Origin of the sequence: Motilimonas pumila, assembly GCF_003596335.1 — a bacterium.
In the GTDB taxonomy this organism is placed as follows: domain Bacteria; phylum Pseudomonadota; class Gammaproteobacteria; order Enterobacterales; family CBDFNC01; genus Motilimonas; species Motilimonas pumila.
This window is the reverse complement of the sequence record NZ_QZCH01000003.1, coordinates 175,037-192,828: the sequence shown is the minus strand read 5'-3', so window position 1 is coordinate 192,828 and position 17,792 is coordinate 175,037. Positions and strand designations below refer to the sequence as shown.

19 protein-coding genes and 1 other RNA gene are annotated in these 17,792 nt (G+C 46.4%); 4 read left to right on the top strand and 16 right to left on the bottom strand.

What is annotated here, in order from left to right:
• Positions 1 to 9: 9 nt before the first annotated feature.
• From mraY to rsmI, 9 genes are all read right to left on the bottom strand, one after another.
• Positions 10 to 1,092, bottom strand: coding sequence for a phospho-N-acetylmuramoyl-pentapeptide-transferase (gene mraY / locus D1Z90_RS05165; protein WP_119909679.1), 1,083 nt, complete (start codon positions 1,090 to 1,092; stop codon positions 10 to 12).
• Positions 1,086 to 2,462 (bottom strand): UDP-N-acetylmuramoyl-tripeptide--D-alanyl-D-alanine ligase, encoded by a 1,377-nt coding sequence (locus D1Z90_RS05160; protein WP_119909678.1) that lies wholly within the window; start codon positions 2,460 to 2,462, stop codon positions 1,086 to 1,088. The genes mraY and D1Z90_RS05160 overlap by 7 nt, the downstream gene beginning before the upstream one ends.
• Complete coding sequence (gene murE / locus D1Z90_RS05155; protein WP_119909677.1) at positions 2,459 to 3,931, bottom strand: UDP-N-acetylmuramoyl-L-alanyl-D-glutamate--2,6-diaminopimelate ligase; 1,473 nt, start codon at positions 3,929 to 3,931, stop codon at positions 2,459 to 2,461. The genes D1Z90_RS05160 and murE overlap by 4 nt, the downstream gene beginning before the upstream one ends.
• A complete protein-coding gene (locus D1Z90_RS05150) occupies positions 3,928 to 5,658 on the bottom strand; it encodes a penicillin-binding transpeptidase domain-containing protein (protein WP_119909676.1) in 1,731 nt (576 codons plus the stop codon). The genes murE and D1Z90_RS05150 overlap by 4 nt, the downstream gene beginning before the upstream one ends.
• Entirely contained in the window at positions 5,655 to 5,966 is a 312-nt protein-coding gene (gene ftsL / locus D1Z90_RS05145) for a cell division protein FtsL (RefSeq protein WP_119909675.1), read from the bottom strand. The genes D1Z90_RS05150 and ftsL overlap by 4 nt, the downstream gene beginning before the upstream one ends.
• Positions 5,963 to 6,910: a 16S rRNA (cytosine(1402)-N(4))-methyltransferase RsmH gene (rsmH, locus tag D1Z90_RS05140; RefSeq protein WP_119909674.1), complete on the bottom strand. Its 948-nt coding sequence runs from the start codon at positions 6,908 to 6,910 to the stop codon at positions 5,963 to 5,965. Before rsmH ends, ftsL begins: the two co-directional genes overlap by 4 nt.
• Position 6,911: 1 nt before the next feature.
• Positions 6,912 to 7,370, bottom strand: a complete 459-nt coding sequence (mraZ, locus tag D1Z90_RS05135; protein ID WP_119909673.1) for a division/cell wall cluster transcriptional repressor MraZ — start codon at positions 7,368 to 7,370, stop codon at positions 6,912 to 6,914.
• A 303-nt stretch (positions 7,371 to 7,673) separates the two neighbouring features.
• Positions 7,674 to 8,038: RNase P RNA component class A (gene rnpB, locus D1Z90_RS05130), an RNA gene on the bottom strand.
• Positions 8,039 to 8,110: 72 nt separating this feature from the next.
• Positions 8,111 to 8,947 carry a 16S rRNA (cytidine(1402)-2'-O)-methyltransferase gene (gene rsmI / locus D1Z90_RS05125; RefSeq protein WP_119909716.1) on the bottom strand — a complete coding sequence of 279 codons (837 nt, stop codon included), beginning with the start codon at positions 8,945 to 8,947 and terminating at the stop codon, positions 8,111 to 8,113.
• A gap of 116 nt (positions 8,948 to 9,063) precedes the next feature.
• On the opposite strand from rsmI, the gene D1Z90_RS05120 reads away from it, so the two are divergent.
• From D1Z90_RS05120 to dolP, 4 genes are read left to right on the top strand one after another with little or no spacing between them, the layout of a single operon-like run.
• Complete coding sequence (locus D1Z90_RS05120) at positions 9,064 to 11,169, top strand: penicillin-binding protein activator (RefSeq protein ID WP_119909672.1); 2,106 nt, start codon at positions 9,064 to 9,066, stop codon at positions 11,167 to 11,169.
• Between the two features lie 52 nt (positions 11,170 to 11,221).
• Positions 11,222 to 11,581, top strand: a complete 360-nt coding sequence (locus tag D1Z90_RS05115; protein ID WP_119909671.1) for a YraN family protein — start codon at positions 11,222 to 11,224, stop codon at positions 11,579 to 11,581.
• 3 nt (positions 11,582 to 11,584) lie between these two features.
• Positions 11,585 to 12,172: an SIS domain-containing protein gene (locus tag D1Z90_RS05110; RefSeq protein WP_119909670.1), complete on the top strand. Its 588-nt coding sequence runs from the start codon at positions 11,585 to 11,587 to the stop codon at positions 12,170 to 12,172.
• Positions 12,173 to 12,174: 2 nt separating this feature from the next.
• Positions 12,175 to 12,822: a division/outer membrane stress-associated lipid-binding lipoprotein gene (gene dolP / locus D1Z90_RS05105; RefSeq protein WP_119909669.1), complete on the top strand. Its 648-nt coding sequence runs from the start codon at positions 12,175 to 12,177 to the stop codon at positions 12,820 to 12,822.
• A gap of 48 nt (positions 12,823 to 12,870) precedes the next feature.
• Here the strand turns inward: dolP and D1Z90_RS05100 are convergent, their stop codons facing one another.
• The 7 genes from D1Z90_RS05100 to rplM all read right to left on the bottom strand — a co-directional run bounded on the left by D1Z90_RS05100 (position 12,871) and on the right by rplM (position 17,688).
• Entirely contained in the window at positions 12,871 to 13,260 is a 390-nt protein-coding gene (locus D1Z90_RS05100; protein WP_119909715.1) for a ClpXP protease specificity-enhancing factor, read from the bottom strand.
• Between the two features lie 11 nt (positions 13,261 to 13,271).
• Positions 13,272 to 13,907, bottom strand: a complete 636-nt coding sequence (sspA, locus tag D1Z90_RS05095; RefSeq protein WP_119909668.1) for a stringent starvation protein SspA — start codon at positions 13,905 to 13,907, stop codon at positions 13,272 to 13,274.
• A gap of 88 nt (positions 13,908 to 13,995) precedes the next feature.
• Positions 13,996 to 14,730, bottom strand: a complete 735-nt coding sequence (locus D1Z90_RS05090) for a cytochrome c1 (protein WP_119909667.1) — start codon at positions 14,728 to 14,730, stop codon at positions 13,996 to 13,998.
• On the bottom strand, positions 14,730 to 16,007 hold the full coding sequence (locus tag D1Z90_RS05085; RefSeq protein WP_198419051.1) for a cytochrome b: 1,278 nt from the start codon (positions 16,005 to 16,007) through the stop codon (positions 14,730 to 14,732). Before D1Z90_RS05085 ends, D1Z90_RS05090 begins: the two co-directional genes overlap by 1 nt.
• Positions 16,007 to 16,597, bottom strand: a complete 591-nt coding sequence (petA, locus tag D1Z90_RS05080) for a ubiquinol-cytochrome c reductase iron-sulfur subunit (RefSeq protein WP_119909666.1) — start codon at positions 16,595 to 16,597, stop codon at positions 16,007 to 16,009. The genes D1Z90_RS05085 and petA overlap by 1 nt, the downstream gene beginning before the upstream one ends.
• A 256-nt stretch (positions 16,598 to 16,853) precedes the next feature.
• A complete protein-coding gene (gene rpsI / locus D1Z90_RS05075; protein WP_119909665.1) occupies positions 16,854 to 17,243 on the bottom strand; it encodes a 30S ribosomal protein S9 in 390 nt (129 codons plus the stop codon).
• A 16-nt stretch (positions 17,244 to 17,259) separates the two neighbouring features.
• Positions 17,260 to 17,688, bottom strand: a complete 429-nt coding sequence (rplM, locus tag D1Z90_RS05070) for a 50S ribosomal protein L13 (RefSeq protein WP_119909664.1) — start codon at positions 17,686 to 17,688, stop codon at positions 17,260 to 17,262.
• Positions 17,689 to 17,792: the final 104 nt, after the last annotated feature.

The following is a 17,792-nucleotide window of genomic DNA, read 5'->3' as shown; positions in this document are numbered from 1 at the left end:
AACACTCGCTTACCTTAATTTCAGGGTCACCAGACCCACCAAGACCAAGACCAAAGTAATGATCCAAAAACGTACAATCACGCGCGGCTCAGGCCAGCCTTTTAACTCATAGTGGTGATGAATCGGAGCCATTCTGAAAATACGCTGTTGCCTAAGCTTGTAGGAGCCTACCTGTAAAATCACAGACAAGGTCTCAACCACAAATACGCCACCCATAATGACCAGAAGAATTTCCTGACGAACTAACACCGCAATCGTGCCCAGGAGCGCCCCCAGAGACAAAGAGCCTACGTCACCCATAAACACTTGGGCAGGATAAGTGTTGAACCATAAGAAACCTAACCCGGCTCCCACAATAGCGGTACATATCACGAGCACTTCACTGGCTTGTGGAATAAAAGGAATAAACAAATACGATGAAAAATTGGCATTACCAGTGAGGTAGGCAATGATCCCAAACGCCGCCGCGACCATCACTGTCGGCATAATCGCGAGTCCATCTAACCCATCGGTGAGGTTAACCGCATTACTGCTGCCGACAATGACAAAATAAGTCCAAAGAATAAAAAACAAGCCAAGCTGAGGCATGATCTCTTTGAAAAAAGGTACCACTAGCACGGTTTGGCCGTCTGATTGGGCGGTAAAATACAAAAATGCTGCCACCGCAATCGCTGCAGCAGACTGCCAAAAGTACTTCCATCTGGCGATAAGGCCATCAGTGTCTTTACGGACCACTTTGCGATAGTCATCCACAAAGCCGATAGCGGCAAAACTGAACAGTACAAACAGCAATACCCATACGTATGCATTATCCAGTCTCGCCCATAATAGGGTTGAAATAGCAATGGCCGCGACAATCAACACACCGCCCATAGTAGGCGTGCCTTTTTTACTAAAATGAGATTCTGGGCCATCATGTCGAACCACTTGACCAATTTGCAATAACTGCAAACGCTTTATTAACTTAGGTCCCATCCAGAGGGATACAACCAATGCGGTTAAAATACTCATTACCGCCCGGAAGGTCAGGTAAGAAAAAACATTAAAAAATGAGTATTGAGCTGTTAACTGCTCAGCCAACCAAACTAACATGCTACTGCCTTATGATGTTGATTTATATATGCCACTACATCTTCCATGTGGGCACTTCTTGAACCTTTCACCAACACGGTAATGTCTTGGTCTTGGGCTATTATTTGTTGCGTTAACCAAGTATTAAGCTCAGCCTTTTCGGTAAAGTAATGGCCCGCACTCGCGGCACCTTTTGCAGTGTTAAGGCTCAGCACCCCCACTGCGGCAACTTTATCAATGCCTTTTGCCACGGCATATTCACCAAGCTCGGAATGATACTGCCTGGCTTTATCACCCAGTTCTCCCATGTCTCCGACAACGAAAATACGGCAACCTTGATAAATACTCAGTAAATCTATTGCCGCCTTAGCGGACGCAAGGTTGGCATTATAACTGTCATCAATCACAGTTAAACCAGAGCGAACATTATGAATATTTAACCTGCCCTTAGCCTGCCGCATACTGCCGATGCCTTGAGCAACTTGGGCTAAGCTAATGCCCAGCGCCAAACACAAACTCGCCGCCGCTAACGCATTGGCGACATTATGCCTGCCCGCAACGGGAAGCTGCATGGATATTTGGCCTTGCTCACTGTGCAGCACAAACTGCGCGCAACCTGCCGCATCAAGACAAATATCGGTGGCAAAGACATGGGCGTTTTCATCTTCAACTGAGAACCAGCGTAACGGCTTGTCTTTTACCCTTTGTTGCCAATAGCTGAGGAAGTCGCTATCGCCGTTCACAAAAGCCGTGCCTTGAGCCACTAAACCAGAGAATATTTCGCTTTTCGCCTGCGCCACACCTTGTATAGATCCAAATCCCTCTAGGTGAGCCGGCATAACATTATTAATCAATGCCACGTCAGGTTTGACCAAAGAACTGGTATAAGCAATTTCGCCCTTATGGTTGGCGCCAAGTTCTATCACTGCATACTGGTGCTGAGGCTCTAACCGCAACAAGGTTAAAGGTACGCCAATTTCATTGTTGAAATTGCCTGCGGTTGCCAACACCTCCCCAGATTGCGCTAAAATGGCGGCCACCATTTCTTTTGTGGTGGTTTTACCATTGCTACCAGTAATGGCAACCGTGGTGGGCTTTACCTGAGCTTTGACATATGCACCCAATGCGCCCAGTGCATGCTGGGTGTCTTCGACCACTATTTGCGGTAAAGCTATATCTAATTGACGACTGACAATCAAAGCACAAGCCCCGGCTTGCTGCACTTGCTCAGCGAAAGCATGACCATCAAAACTGGGTCCCACTAACGCAATAAATAAATCGCCAGTTTGAATCTTTCGGCTATCTGTCGCCACTTGTTGAATTTCAATGCTTTCACCAACCAGTTGACCTTCTACTGCTTGCGCTATCTCTGATAAAGCTAAAGGGATCATAACGTCGCCTCTTTCAGTAATGCACTGACACATTCACGATCACTAAAGTGCACCGTACGGTCAGCAAAAATTTGGTAGTCTTCGTGGCCTTTTCCCGCCACTAAAATCACATCTTGTGGGGCAGCTTGTGTCAGGGCATAGCTTATGGCTTGCTCACGAGAGTGGATCACCTCAACCGACGCCACATTTTTGAATCCTGCTAAAATGTCTTGCACGATCATCTCTGGCGATTCAGTGCGGGGGTTATCATCCGTCAAAATGATGTGTTGGCATAAAGGCTCAGCAGCCTGCGCCATCTCTGCTCTTTTGCCCTTGTCGCGATCCCCACCACACCCGAAAATCAACCATAAGTTTGCTTGACAATGCAGTGCTAGCCCTTGTAACGCTTGTTTTAATGCATCAGGCGTATGCGCATAGTCAACCACAACAGAAGGTTTTGTATTCGCGCCAAAATGCTCCATCCGGCCATCAATGGCGCTCAACTGAGGCGCCGCAGTCACTAGCTTGCTTAGCTCTACGCCTTGGGCAAGGAGCGCGGCCAAAGTAGCGGCTAAATTTAGCACGTTAAATTCACCGTAAAGGGGAGCAGTTATCGCGCCATTACCCCAGCTTGAAGTGAATTTAAAACTCAGCCCTTGAGGCAGGTAAGTTGCTTCGGTGACTTTGAAAAACTTTGCAGCGCTCACATTTGCGCTAAAACCGTATTCAATCACATTCTGGCACTCTTGCGCCCACCGACGACCGATTTCATCATCAACGTTAATGACTCTGTGTTGTAACGAATCGAAGTCGAATAGACGACGTTTGGCTGCGCCATAAGCTTGCATGGTGCCATGGTAATCTAAGTGATCGCGGCTTAAATTGGTGAAAATTGCGCAATCAAAAGCTAAAGCGGCTACGCGATGTTGCACTAGGCCGTGGGAAGAAACTTCCATAGCAATCGCCATCGCACCGGCTTGTTGTTGCTGGCTAAGGCTAGCTTGTACTTCAACTGGGCTACCAGTGGTATTAAGCGCCGGCGTAAGTTGGCCAAATAAACCATTACCCAGCGTGCCTAATACCCCCGCAGGAGCGCCTAATAAGCTTGAAAAGTTGGCAATAAGGTTACAAATACTGCTTTTGCCGTTAGTGCCTGTAACACCATATAAGGTGACTTTTGCGCTTGGCTGCTGATAAAAATGCCCCGCTAAGGCTGAAGCATGCTCTGCTAGCTGATAGGCATATACCACGTACCCGGAGAAATCGCGGCATAAGGTATTATGTAATTCTGCTTGCTGCGTTTCTAAGATGACAGCTACCGCGCCTTTTTCAAATGCGCTGGCCACAAATCGCTCTGCGTGAGTCTGTGTCCCTTGTATCGCAATAAATACGTCACCAGCACTCACCTGGCGACTGTCCATCGTCATTCCCAAGCAAGAAATAGACGCTAAATCAGTAAGGTAACCTTGGCAAATTTCAGCGAGTGTCATTGCGCAGCCTCCGGTTTACTGACCCTAGTCAAACGCACGTCTTTGTCATCTGGGATGACGTTCAGTAATTGCAATGAACCGTCCATCACTTCAGCAAACACAGGTGCTGCCACATCGCCACCATAATAGCGGTCGCCTTTCGGCTCGTTCACGGTAACCGCGATGGCCAGCTTAGGGTTTGAGACTGGCGCTACCCCCGCAAAAACGGCCACATAATCGTCGCCGTAACCACCAGCAACGGCTTTTCTTGACGTGCCTGTTTTACCTGCCACACGATAACCGTCTACTCGCGCTTGTAAACCTGTTCCGCCTGGCTGAGTGACGCCTTCAAGCATATTTAACACTCGAAATGCTACTTCTTTTGGAATGACTTGTTCGCCTTGAGGCTGTTTATCTAGTTTAATAATCGATAAGGGGTAACTGATGCCACCGTTTGCTAAAATGGCGTAGGCTTGTGCCAACTGTAAAGTGTTTGCGGTAATGCCATAACCAAATGACATGGTCGCAAGCTCAAAATCAGACCAGCGACGACGCTCTGGTAGCATGCCTGACGTTTCGCCAATCAAACCTATGCCAGTGTCATTACCTAAACCCACGTCATAAAAAGTATCTTTTAACTTTTCAGGGGATAACGCCAACGCCAGTTTACTGACTCCCACGTTGCTGGATTTTTGCAAAATTTTGGCAAGGTCCATTTCACCATAGTTACGATGATCGGCCACTCGGCGTCCACCCACTCGCATCCAGCCAGGTGACGTATCAATAACTTCATCGGGAGCCACTACTTCATTAATCAGGGCACTGGCCACTACCAGAGGTTTAACCGTAGAACCAGGTTCAAAAGTATCGGTAATGGCACGGTTTCGCACGCGAAATGACTGAAATTGACCACGGTTGTTCGGGTTAAAAGAAGGCGAGTTCACCATGGCTAAGACTTCACCCGTGGTAATATCAATCACAACCGCCGAGCCACTGGTTGCATTGTTTAATTGCACTATCTTTTTCAAGGCTTGATAAGCAATCGATTGCAATCGTTGATCTATGCTGAGCTCAATGTCTTTGGCTTGCTGCGCTTGTTTAACAATCGCGATGTCTTCAATCACGCGACCGTGACGGTCTTTACGGACCTTACGCTCGCCAGGCGTACCTGTTAACCAGTCATCATAGGTGCGCTCGATGCCTTCCTGTCCTTTATCATCAATATTGGTAAAGCCAATCACATGAGCGCTAATTTCACCCGTGGGGTAAAAGCGGCGGGATTCAGGTTTAAGGTAGACACCCGGCAAACCGAGCTGATCCACGTATTGCGCCATGGCCGGACTGACTTGACGCTGTAAATAAACAAAGCGCTTCTTTGGATTTTGTACCTTACCGCGAAGCTTTTCTACTTCAATAGACAATACGTCAGATAAAGCTTGCCAAGCGCGCAAATCTTTCAAACTGCCTTTTTGATGTATCACTTTTGGGTCGGCCCATACGGCTTGCACCGGCACGCTGATGGCCAGAGGCTGACCATGCCTATCACTAATGATACCTCGTTGAACTTGGGTTGAAGTGGTTCTTAAGCTGCGCATGTCACCTTCTCGTTGCAGCCGGTCAGGATCAATGACTTGAATATAAGCTGCGCGCCCCAGCAGCACAGTAAACACCATGGTGATGACGGAAGCCACGGTAGCAAAACGCCACTTAATCAGGTTTGGTTTCGGCTTCGGGTTGCGTCGTGTCATGGCAGCTCCACCACTTCTTCATTGCGGCCCGTTGCGCGTTTCATATGCAGTTTTTCTGTGGCAATGTTACGAATGCGACTATGCTCAACCAGCGCGTTTTCTTCTAATAATAAATTTCGCCATTCTATGTCTAAACGGTCTTTCTCAGCGCGCAGGGATTCCCGTTTCGCGGTAAGCAAACGTGTTTCATGGGTAGCAATGATCACCGAGAAAGCACTGCCTACCACGCAGATAGCCAGCAACACGGTCAACTTGTGTTTAAGCAGGTCTTTTGCAATGACCTGCAATAAACCTGTGTTTAGTCTCATTTTAACCTTTGAGCAATACGGAGCACAGAACTTCTGGCTCTTGGATTTTCCGTTACCTCTTCCTTCCCTGGTTTGCGGGCTTTTCCGATCGACTTCAATGTCCTACCAACATTCAACTGCTCTTCAGTGAGCGGTAATCCTGCTGGATATTCGGGCCCTTTTTCCTGATTTCTGATAAAACGTTTAACCATGCGGTCTTCCAATGAATGGAAACTGATCACAGATAAACGGCCATCGGCTTTTAATACTTCCAAAGAAGCATTTAATGCCTTGTCTATTTCTTCTAATTCGCTGTTGATATAAATGCGAATAGCTTGAAAGCTGCGCGTCGCAGGATGCTTGTTTTTTTCCTTTTTACTCGGGTTTACTCGAGCAATCATCTCAGCCAACGGCTTAGTCCGGGTATACGGCTCTCGCTCTACTCGGTCCATCACAATTGCGCTGGCAATTTTGCGGGCATGGCGTTCTTCACCAAACGTTTTTAGCACCCAAGCAATATCTTCAGCGTCGGCTTTGGCTAACCACTCTGCGGCACTGACTCCTGATGTCGGATCCATGCGCATGTCTAAGGGGCCATCACGCAAAAAACTGAAGCCACGCTCTGCATCATCAAGTTGCGGAGAAGATACTCCTAAGTCCATCAGCACGCCATCTATTTTTCCAGTTAGCGCTTTATCTTCTATATACTGCGCTAACCCGGAAAAGGGGCCATGCACAATGGTAAAGCGTTCATCTTGTTGAGCCAGTTGCTCGGCTACCGCAATAGCTTGTGGATCTCGGTCGATTGCAATTAAACGACCCTTTGGGCCTAATTGAGAAAGGATCAAGCGAGAATGCCCACCACGACCAAAAGTACAGTCAACATATATACCATCAGGGTTAATATTTAACCCCGCGACGGCTTCATCAAGTAACACTGTGGTGTGCGAAAATGCAGTTGTCATATTATAAAGAAAATTCCTGTAAGCCTTGGGATAACTCTTCATTGCTGCCGCGTTGAGCAATGACATCTTGTTCAACTTGCGCTAACCAACTCGCTTCATCCCAAAGTTCAAATTTATTCAGTTGTCCTACTAACATCAGCTTTTTATCTAAGCTGGCGTACTGTCTTAAGGGGCTACCTAAAAGAATTCGCCCCGCCTTGTCTAATTCACAGTCGGTTGCATAACCAAGTAATAACCGTTGCAGTCGCCGTTCTTGCGGCCGCATGCTCGACAAGCCTTGTAACTTTTTCTCTACCTCTAACCATTCATGCAAGGGGTAAAGCAATAAACAAGGAGAGTTGATATCCACTGTGCACACCAATTGCCCCTGACACTCGTCTAGGAGCCAGTCGCGGTATTTGGTTGGAATGGCAAATCGACCTTTGCTATCAAGGTTGATGCCGTGCGCACCTCGTAACAAAGCTCCCCCTTAAATTGCACTAATTCCCACAAAAAGACACATTTTCCCACATTTTCTAATTTTAAGGGGGATTTTGTCCATTGCAAGGGAGGATCCGCTTCGAATTTCTCATTATTTTGTATATTTTGACAGCCGCCCTAGGAAGCCCCTGATTTAGATAGAGTTAATTTATAAAATTAAAGTAAATTAATTTCCAAATTTGTGCACTCGAAAGGGAAGAAAGTACGGGTTGGCAAGTAAACAATAAGCGGCTCAATACGCAATAAAAAAGCCAGACGGTAAATACTCGTCTGGCTTTATAAAGAGGTGAGTCGACCGATAAGCCGGGTTCTGTCGTGAACCGTCATTCGTCTAGGCCTGCAATCACTCACAGGCTCAAGCAACCTACCCGCTTCCGATATGGGCCATACCTTAAGGAAGCCTATTTGGTCTTGCTCCGGGTGGAGTTTACCTCGCCACAAACTGTTACCAGTTGCGCGGTGCGCTCTTACCGCACCCTTTCAGCCTTACCTGTTCTTCCGAAGAAGTCATCGGCGGTCTTCTCTCTGCTGCACTTGTCGTGGGCTCACGCCCCCCAGACGTTATCTGGCACCCTGCCCTGTGGAGCCCGGACTTTCCTCCCCTTACCTATCAAAATGAAGGTAAGCGACGACGGTCTGGTCAACTCAGGCGGCGGATTATAGCTTCAGTGTAAGCAAACTACAATGGTTACCTCTGCAGTCGCAATGAAGAGTGAACCACTAGCAGTTATCGAGGCCCCATTTATACAGTGCGTTCTTTTTCACTTTATGAATTTCAGCCGTAATGGCAGCAGCTTTTTTGAGAGGTAACTCTTTAACTAATAGCGTTAAGGTTTGCAGTGCGGCTTGAGGCAATGCATGAGGGTCCGGTTTGTGCCCCGCAATCAACAGCACTATCTCACCTTTGCGACGATTTTCGTCTTCACCCAGCCATTGCCACATTTCAGCTGCGCCAGCGCCATGAATCGTTTCAAAAGTTTTAGTGATTTCACGGGCGACCACAACCCGCCTGTCTGGCCCCATGACTTTGACTATTTGCTCCAGAGTGTCTAACACGCGTCGCGGCGACTCATAGAAAATCATCGTCCGTGGCTCTTCGAGTAATGCCGTTAAGGTATCTACTTTGGCTTTTTCTTTGGCGGGCAGAAAGCCTTCAAAGCTGAAGCGGTCAGACGGTAAACCCGCCGCACTCAAAGCCGTAATGGCCGCGCATGGGCCTGGTAGCGGCACAATATTCACCCCGGCAGCGCGGCAATCATTAACCAAATGGTAGCCAGGATCACTGATTAACGGCGTGCCAGCGTCTGACACCAAGGCGATACTTTGACCCGCTTGAATTTTTGCAATCAAGCCCGCGGATTTTTGCTGCTCATTATGATCATGCAGCGCAAAGCATGGCTTAGAAATTTGATAATGGTTAAGCAGCTTGGCGGTGTGACGAGTATCTTCCGCCGCGATAAGATCAACTTGCTGCAGCACCGCTAACGCGCGGGCAGAGATGTCTTGGATGTTGCCAATCGGAGTTGGCACGATAAACAAACTTGCTAAATCAGACATATTAATGATTAACCAAAGAAAATATTGAATTAATATCGGCTCTTGTGTGACCAATGATTGAGAAAACCACCTCTGGCGATTAAACTATACACATCTTTTTGGTAGAAATAGAGCTGATGGATTTGAAACTTCTTAAGTCACTGAGTGTAACACGAGCAAGCCTTTGTTTAACGACCGTTCTTTTAATTACTGCTTGTAGTGGTACACAAAAGTCTCCTACCGCTGCAGGCATTACTCCTCCGCCGGTCATGGCCCCTTTAACCGCCACTTCAGATTACTACCTAGAACAAGCGAATAAAAGCTCGGGCAGCTACAACATTGACTGGCAGTTACTTGCTGCGCGCTCATTTCTTGCTGGTGGCCATAGCCAACAAGCACTCGCCGTTCTGCAACAGCTCGATAAGCAAAACTTATCACCCCAGCAAATGTCGGAGAAGCAACTCATCCGCGCTCAAAGCTTTGTCATGGAGGGAGATAACGAGACAGCATTAACCCAACTTAAACAAGTTTCACCAAGCGACTTAGACAGCGCTGCTTGGGCCAGCTATTTAACCCTCAAAGGCAATGCGCAGCTGGCCGAAAACCAGGCAAGTGAAGCCATGTTTTCGTTTATTCAGCTTAACAATTACTTGTTAGAGCCTGAGGCGATTCAAGCAAACAATAACCAAATCTGGCAATTGCTTAATCGCCATACCGAGAAACAACTGCAAACTATGCTGGCGCAAAGCCAAGACGATAACTTTCGAGCGTGGTTTGAGTTAGGTTTAATTCAAAAACTCTATCGCGGTCAGGGCAGCCAACTTGAACAAGAAATAGCATTTTGGAAAAACCAATATCCGCAACACGCGGCTTCTCTCTACTTTCCAGGCTCTAGCCAAGGCATTGCAGGGCCGGCGTTTAAACCACAAAATGTCGCAGTTTTTTTACCTCTGTCAGGAAAATACGCAGCGCAAGGCCAAGCTATTCGTGATGGTATTTTAAAGGCTTATACCGCTGAAGGTGGCTCAGCTCAAGTTAACTTCTTAGACACGCAAACCAATAGTATTGCCGGTCTCTATCAGCAAGCCACTGCCAATGGCGCTGACTTTATCGTCGGGCCTCTGCTCAAAAGTAATATCGAAGAGCTAACTCGATTAAATAATACCTTACCCATGCTAGCGTTAAACCGTGTTGAAGACGCCGGTTACAACGCCAGCCAATTCTATTTTGCACTTTCTCCGGAAGGCGAAGCGGAGCAAACTGCGCAAAAAGTGTTTGACGATGGCCGCCAGCACGCTTTAGTTATCGCTCCAAGAGGACGCTACGGTGAACGCATGGCAAATGCATTTAGCGAAGAATGGCTTGGTTTAACGGGCCATAAAGCGGAAGTACATTACTTTACAGACCGCCAGCAAATGCAAAAAATGATCCCTGACATTTTACGCACCAACGCCAGCCAACAACGCATTAACCAACTCAGACAACAAGTCAGTTATAACGCCAAAGCTGAAGTCCGAAGCCGTCGCGATGTGCAAGGTATTTACATCATTGCCGCGCCGATTGAACTGAGTATTATCAAACCTTTTATTGATGTAACAGTAAGCCCATTTGCCGAGCAAATGGGCATTTATACTGGCTCACGCAGCGCAAGCACCAACATGAGTAAAGAACAAAAACTCGATCTTAACTTGGTTTACCACAGCGACCTGCCTATTATCATTGAGCCTGACAATCCGTACTTAAGTGAAGCGAAAACCTTGTGGCCATCACGCTCTGCCGGTGAGCTGCGTTTTTATGCCATTGGTATTGATGCTTGGCATCTGATCCCGCAACTAGCTGAAATGCAGGCCGATAGCAGTGTGAAGTTAAAAGGGGTTAGTGGGCAGCTTGGTCTAAACAGTGACAATTACGTCGACAGCTACTTAGCTTGGGGGCAGTACGTTGACGGCGAAACGAAACTGATTACGCCGGCATATTTAACTCAGCCAGAACAAAGTAATGCTTTAACTCCAGTGTCAGAAGAAACGCCTATCAACGCCAACGCTGAGTTTGGTTTTGAAGAGACTCAGTTAGACACGGCACCAGACAACAGTTTTGATAATAGCTATCAAGAACCTGCAACACCTCAGGCCGACTCACTTGAGCTGGAGGTAGAGCCAAATGAACCACAAAACACGTTATCGTTTGAAGAAGAAGACTTAACCGAGACGCTAGAAAGTCACTCTACAGACACGCCCCTCTAAATGGACGTAACTATGCTGAGGCAATACTCCGTGCGAGGTGAATAATTGAGCTATGCCTATCACAAATAGCCGCGCACAAGGCCAATATTACGAGGACAAGGCCTGTGATTTTTTATCACAGGCCGGTTTACGTCTTGTTTGCCGTAACTATACTACTCGCCAAGGTGAAGTAGATCTAATCATGCGTCAAGCAGACACCCTTGTCTTTGTTGAAGTAAAATATCGCCAGCAAAGTCAGTTTGGGCAGGCCGTAGAAACCGTAACCTATCGCAAGCAACAACGGATTTTAGCCGCCGCAAAGCATTATTTAATGACACAAAACACCCAAGCCTATTGTCGCTTTGATGTTATCGCATACCAAGCCGACGCAGACTCTCCCCTTTGGGTAAAAAACGCATTTCAGGAGTATTAACCAATGCGCGATAAGATCAAAGAGAGCTTTACGGAAAGCATACAGACTAAAATAGCCGCCGCTGAAGCATTACCCGAATACATTGAGAAAGCGGCCTTGATGATGGTGCACTGCCTATTAAACGGTAACAAAATTATTGTTTGTGGTAATGGTGGCAATGCCGCATTGGCGCAAATCTTTGCATCGCATTTACTGAATAAGTTTGAAACAGAGCGTCCTAGCTTGCCTGCTATTTCAATTACTTCTGATTCAACCTTAATATCCGCCATTACCACAGACACCCACTTTGACGAAATTTATGCCAAACAAGTGCGAGCATTGGCACAAGCGGGTGATATTTTATTGGCTATTTCACATGGTGGTAATAGTCGTAATGTTATCAAAGCAGTGGAAGCAGCGGTAAGCCGAGATATGCAGATTGTAGCTTTGACGGGTGCAGATGGCGGTGAGATGGCTGGGCTATTAAGCGCTACGGATGTTGAGATCCGCGCACCTTCACCTAAAGGCTGCCGGATTGAAGAAGTCCACCTATTCACTCTTAACTGCATCAGTGATTTAATTGACCAGACCCTGTTTTCAACCGGAGCATGACCATGACAGTCTCACCTTTATTGCGCGTCGGCTTATTGGCCAGTATCCTCGGCGTACAAGGCTGTGCAGGCTTGGTTGTCGCAGGTGCAGCTACTACAGCAGTAATGGTCAGTGATAACCGTAGCATTGGCGCACAAATCGATGATCAAAACATTGAAATCAAAGCCGCTAATGCGTTAGCAAAAAACGAAGGCCTGATGAAGGCTTCACGCATTTCAGCCATCAGTAATAACGGCCACGTTTTGTTGGTTGGCCAAACCAGTAATGAAGAATATCGCCAGCAAGCGGAAACGACGGTCAGGTCTGTCGCTGGCGTCACCAAAGTCTATAACGAAATTCGCGTCGCGGGCTTAATCAGCTTATCACAGCGCAGCAGTGACTCTTGGCTCACCACTAAAACAAAAAGTTTGTTATTGGATGACCCTAAGGTTAACCCTTTAAAGATTAAAGTGGTCACCGAAAACAGTGAAGTCTTTTTGATAGGTTTAGTCACCCAAGATGAGGCCGCTCAAGCAGTTGAAATCACTCGCAACATTAATGGTGTAAAGCGTGTTGTCAAAGTATTTCAATACCTTGAAACGCCTGCCCAGGCAGCAGAGGCGGAGAGTGCCACGGTGGTCGCTGGCGAAGAAGAAACGACTCAACAATAACGAAGAGTGCTCTGTAAGCAATAAAAAAACCGCCTTTAGGCGGTTTTTTTATTTAACTACTCTCAAGCCTGGTCGGCCCTTGGGCGGTGTCGGCTCTGGCTCCGGCGGCTCTGGTTCACCTTGATAGCCAGGTTCAGGTTCAAACATGGTACCTGCGCCATTTTCTCGCGCATAAATAGCTTCTACCGCATAGATAGGTATATACACTTGAAACGGAGAGCCAGAAAAGCGAGCGTTAAAGCTTACCGCCTGATTATCCATCTCAAATGCAGTCACTGCGCTAGGAGCGATATTAAGTACAATCTTGCCGTCATTAACGAATTGCTGTGGTACTTGCACGTGGGCAGCCAAAGCATCTACCACTAAATGCGGCGTTAATTCGTTATCTAAAATCCAGTCAAAAAAAGCCCGTAATAAATACGGGCGATTAGGCGTCATTTCAGTCATGCTTAAATCAGTACGCGAATGTCGCGCTCAGTTTCCGTTAAAGAGGCTTGGAATGATTCACGATCGAATAAACGTATCATGTAAGCTTTCATGCCTTTGGTTGCCGGACCTGTTAGTTCAATGCCGAGCTCAGGCAAGCGCCATAGCAAAGGTGCCATGTAGCAATCAGCCAGCGTGAACTCTTCACTCATAAAGTAGTCCATTTCGTCAAATACTGGCGCGATGCTGATCAAGGCTTCTGTCAGTTTAGCGCGAGCGGTTTGCGCAGCTTCAGGGCTACCGTTAGCGATAGTTTCCACTAAACTGTACCAATCGTTTTTAATGCGATGCATCATCAGGCGGCTGGTACCACGCGCAACAGGGTAAACAGGCATTAGCGGCGGGTGCGGGAAACGCTCATCAAGGTATTCCATGATGATATGAGACTCGTACAACACAAGCTCTCGGTCAATCAGAGTTGGTACAGATTGGTATGGGTTTAGCTCAACCAATTCTGCCGGCAAGTTATCTGGATCCACTTGGGTAATTTCAACACTGACACCTTTCTCAGCCAGTACGATACGTACCTGGTGACTGTATAAATCAGATGCGCCAGAAAATAGGGTCATCACAGAGCGTTTATTAGCAGCAACTGCCATTTAATCCTCCAACTCTTTAAAAACATAAAAGGCAATGCAGGTCATTACCCACATTGCCATCTTTTAATCAAACCAATTTAGGGTTTGTTTAGTGTACGTCGCGCCAGAACTCTTTCTTCAGCAAGTAGCTGATGATAAAGAAGATGAAAATGAAGCCTAAGACAAATACGCCCAGTCTTTCACGCTCAACTCGCATTGGCTCACCCGAATAGACCATGAAGTTTACCATATCTAATACGGCTTGGTCATATTCATCTGCACTAAGTTCGCCAGTGCCATCTGTTTCAATGTAATCTAAGGTCTTGTGCTCTTCACCGTCTACGATTTCAACAGCATAAACCGCTTTTGGTACACCTTGCAATTCTTCTAACACATGGGGCATACCTACGTCAGGAAATACCGTGTTGTTCACGCCAAACGGACGGCTTGGGTCTTGATAGAAAGAACGCAAATACGTGTATAACCAATCTGGCCCACGCAGACGAGCCACCAAGGTTAAGTCCGGTGGAGCGGCGCCAAACCATTTAGCGGCATCTTCTTTATTGATGGCATTGTGCATCAAGTCGCCAATCTTTTGGTCAGTAAAAACCATGTTTGCCATCATGATTTCATTTGGAATATCGAGGTCATTCGCAACACGCTCATAACGTTGATAGCCAGTCGCATGACAACCAAAACAGTAGTTCATAAATAATTTAGCACCGTTTTGCAACGACACCTTGTCCGTTAGGTCAAAGTTAGCTTTGTCTAGCGGAATGCTTGGGCCAGCAGCAAATACTAACCCAGGTAACAGTGCAAATAATGTAATAAATAGCTTTTTCATTATTTAGTAATCCTTTCTGGCACTGGCTTACACTTCTCGTTTTTACTGTAGAACCACAATAAAGCAAAGAATGCAAAATAACCGAATGAACAAATTTGCGAAATCAAGGTGTACGTAGGTGTTGCAGGTAGCGCACCTAAAATACCCAGGATGATAAAGCAAATAATGAACTGAGTGATGTTCAATTTGTGCCAAATGCTGCGGTAGCGAATCGATCTTACCTTACAACGGTCAAACCATGGCAAGAAACATAAAATCATTACCGAGCTACCAAATACGATTACCCCGATAAGCTTATCTGGGATAGCACGTAAGATGGCGTAGAAAGGTGTGTAGTACCATACTGGCGCAATGTGTTCAGGTGTCTTCAAACCATTGGCCGGCTCAAAGTTAGGCGGCTCAAGGAAGTAACCACCACCTTCAGGAAGGTAGAAAATTACCGCGGCAAAGAAGAATAAGAATACGGCGATACCCACCACGTCTTTCACTACAAAGTACGGGAAGAAAGGTGCTGCATCCACGATATCTTTTTTACCAGAGAACTGTTTGTGGAACTTAAACTTGCTCAGTTCTGATTCAGGTACGCTGCCTTTTTTCTTCTTAATCTCGATACCTTCAGGGTTGTTGGAACCAACTTCGTGAAGGGCAACAATATGCAAGAAGACTAACACCACTAGCACCAACGGCAGTGCAACTACGTGCAAGGCAAAGAAGCGCGTTAAGGTAGCTCCGGAGACAACAAAGTCACCACGGATCCACAACGTTAAGTCATCCCCAATCACCGGCAATGCACCAAACAAGGAGATTATTACCTGGGCTCCCCAGAACGACATTTGCCCCCAGGGGAGTAGATACCCCATGAATGCTTCAGCCATTAACACAAGGAAAATCAACATACCAAATACCCAGATTAACTCACGAGGCTTTTGGTAAGAGCCGTAGATCAAACCACGGAACATGTGCAGGTAAACAACAATAAAGAAAAACGAAGCACCAGTAGAGTGCATGTAACGTAATAGCCAACCGTATTCAACATCACGCATGATGTATTCAACAGAAGCAAACGCCCCTTCTGCAGAAGGGTTATAGTTCATGGTTAACCAAATACCCGTTAAGATTTGGTTAACCAGCACTAGCATGGCTAATGAGCCAAAAAAGTACCAGAAGTTAAAGTTAACTGGAGTCGGATATTGCGCTAAGTGTTTATTCCAAGTGTCGGTCATTGGGATACGCGCATCGACCCAATCTATGACACCGGTTACCAATCCTTTGATCATTATGCTTCTCCTTCAGATACACCAACTAACAGGGTATTCTCGTCTGTGAAGTGATACTCAGGAATCATCAGGTTGAGTGGCGCAGGTACGTTTTGGAATACACGACCAGCCATGTCAAACTTCGAACCGTGACACGGACAGAAGAAACCACTTTTCACGCCTTCTACTTGCTCAGCAAAGCTGTCTGGCAAATAAGTCGGTGAACAACCTAAGTGAGTACATAGACCTACCGCTACAAAAATATCCGGACGGATAGAGCGTGCAGGATTCGCCGCATATTCTGGCTGTTGCGGTTCTTCAGAGTTTGGATCTCTTAACTTACCTTCATGAGCTTTTAAATCAGCCATGATAGATTCAGTTCTTGAAACCACCCAAACAGGTTTACCTTGCCATTCAATACGAATTAATTGGCCAGGTTCAATTTTACTTACATCCACTTTCACCGGGGCACCAGCAGCTTTCGCCTTAGCACTCGGGTTCCATGATTTTATAAACGGCACAGCCACTGCCCCAGCTCCTGCGGCTCCCACTACAGCTGTAGTGGCAGTGAGGAACATTCGGCGGCCGGTATTCACAGGCGCATTGCTCATCCAAAAACTCTCCCTACGGACTCCGCGATTATTATTATTTCCCTTTGCGGCAAAACTATATCATCTTGTGCAGATTTCTGCTTTTGCGGGTCTGTACAATTGTCACAGAAAAATCCGGTGAATTTTAAAGAAACCACAGGGATTTGACAAGCTGATAATGCCTTTAACATGCTATCAACATCAGAATATGTGTAATTTCAATAGAATAAAAAAAACCCGGCCGAGGCCGGGTTTTGTATATCGAAAGACGTAAAAATTAACGTTTCGAGAATTGTGGACGACGACGTGCTTTACGTAGACCCACTTTCTTACGCTCAACTTTACGAGCATCACGTGTAACGAAACCAGCTGCACGTAGATCGCTACGTAGAGACTCATCGAATTCCATTAGTGCACGTGTGATACCGTGACGGATAGCACCAGCTTGACCTGTTGTACCACCACCTTTAACTGTTACCTTGATATCGAACTTTTCAGTCAGTTCAGTCAGCTCAAGTGGTTGACGAACAACCATACGTGCTGTTTCACGACCGAAGAACTCTTCAAGAGAACGGTTGTTAATTGTAAGGTTACCGCTACCCGCTGTTAGGAACACGCGAGCAGTAGAGCTTTTGCGACGACCAGTGCCGTAGTATTGATTTGCCATTTGCCTGAATTCCGTATTAGATGTCTAAAACTTGTGGTTGTTGAGCTGCATGTTGATGCTCAGAACCCGCGTAAACTTTCAATTTACGGAACATTGCGCGGCCTAGAGGACCTTTTGGCAACATACCTTTAACAGCTGATTGAATCACACGCTCTGGTGCTTTTTCGATTAGCTTTTCGAAAGAGATAGATTTCAAACCACCTGGGTAACCAGTGTGAGAATGGTAAATCTTACCTGCAGCTTTGTTACCAGTTACGGCAACTTTCTCACAGTTTACAACGATGATGTAATCACCAGTGTCAACGTGTGGAGTGTATTCTGCTTTATGCTTACCGCGTAGACGAGAAGCGATTTCAGTAGCTAAACGACCTAAAGTTTTACCTTCAGCATCTACTACATACCAGTCGCGTTGAACGCTTTCTGGTTTTGCAACAAAAGTTTTCATTAAACTCTTACCCAAATATTAAAGTGTTACTGACGTGTTGCATTGGGAAAATACAACATAATTAAATACCATCATTACGCCCCTTCGAGCATAACTATTGGTGA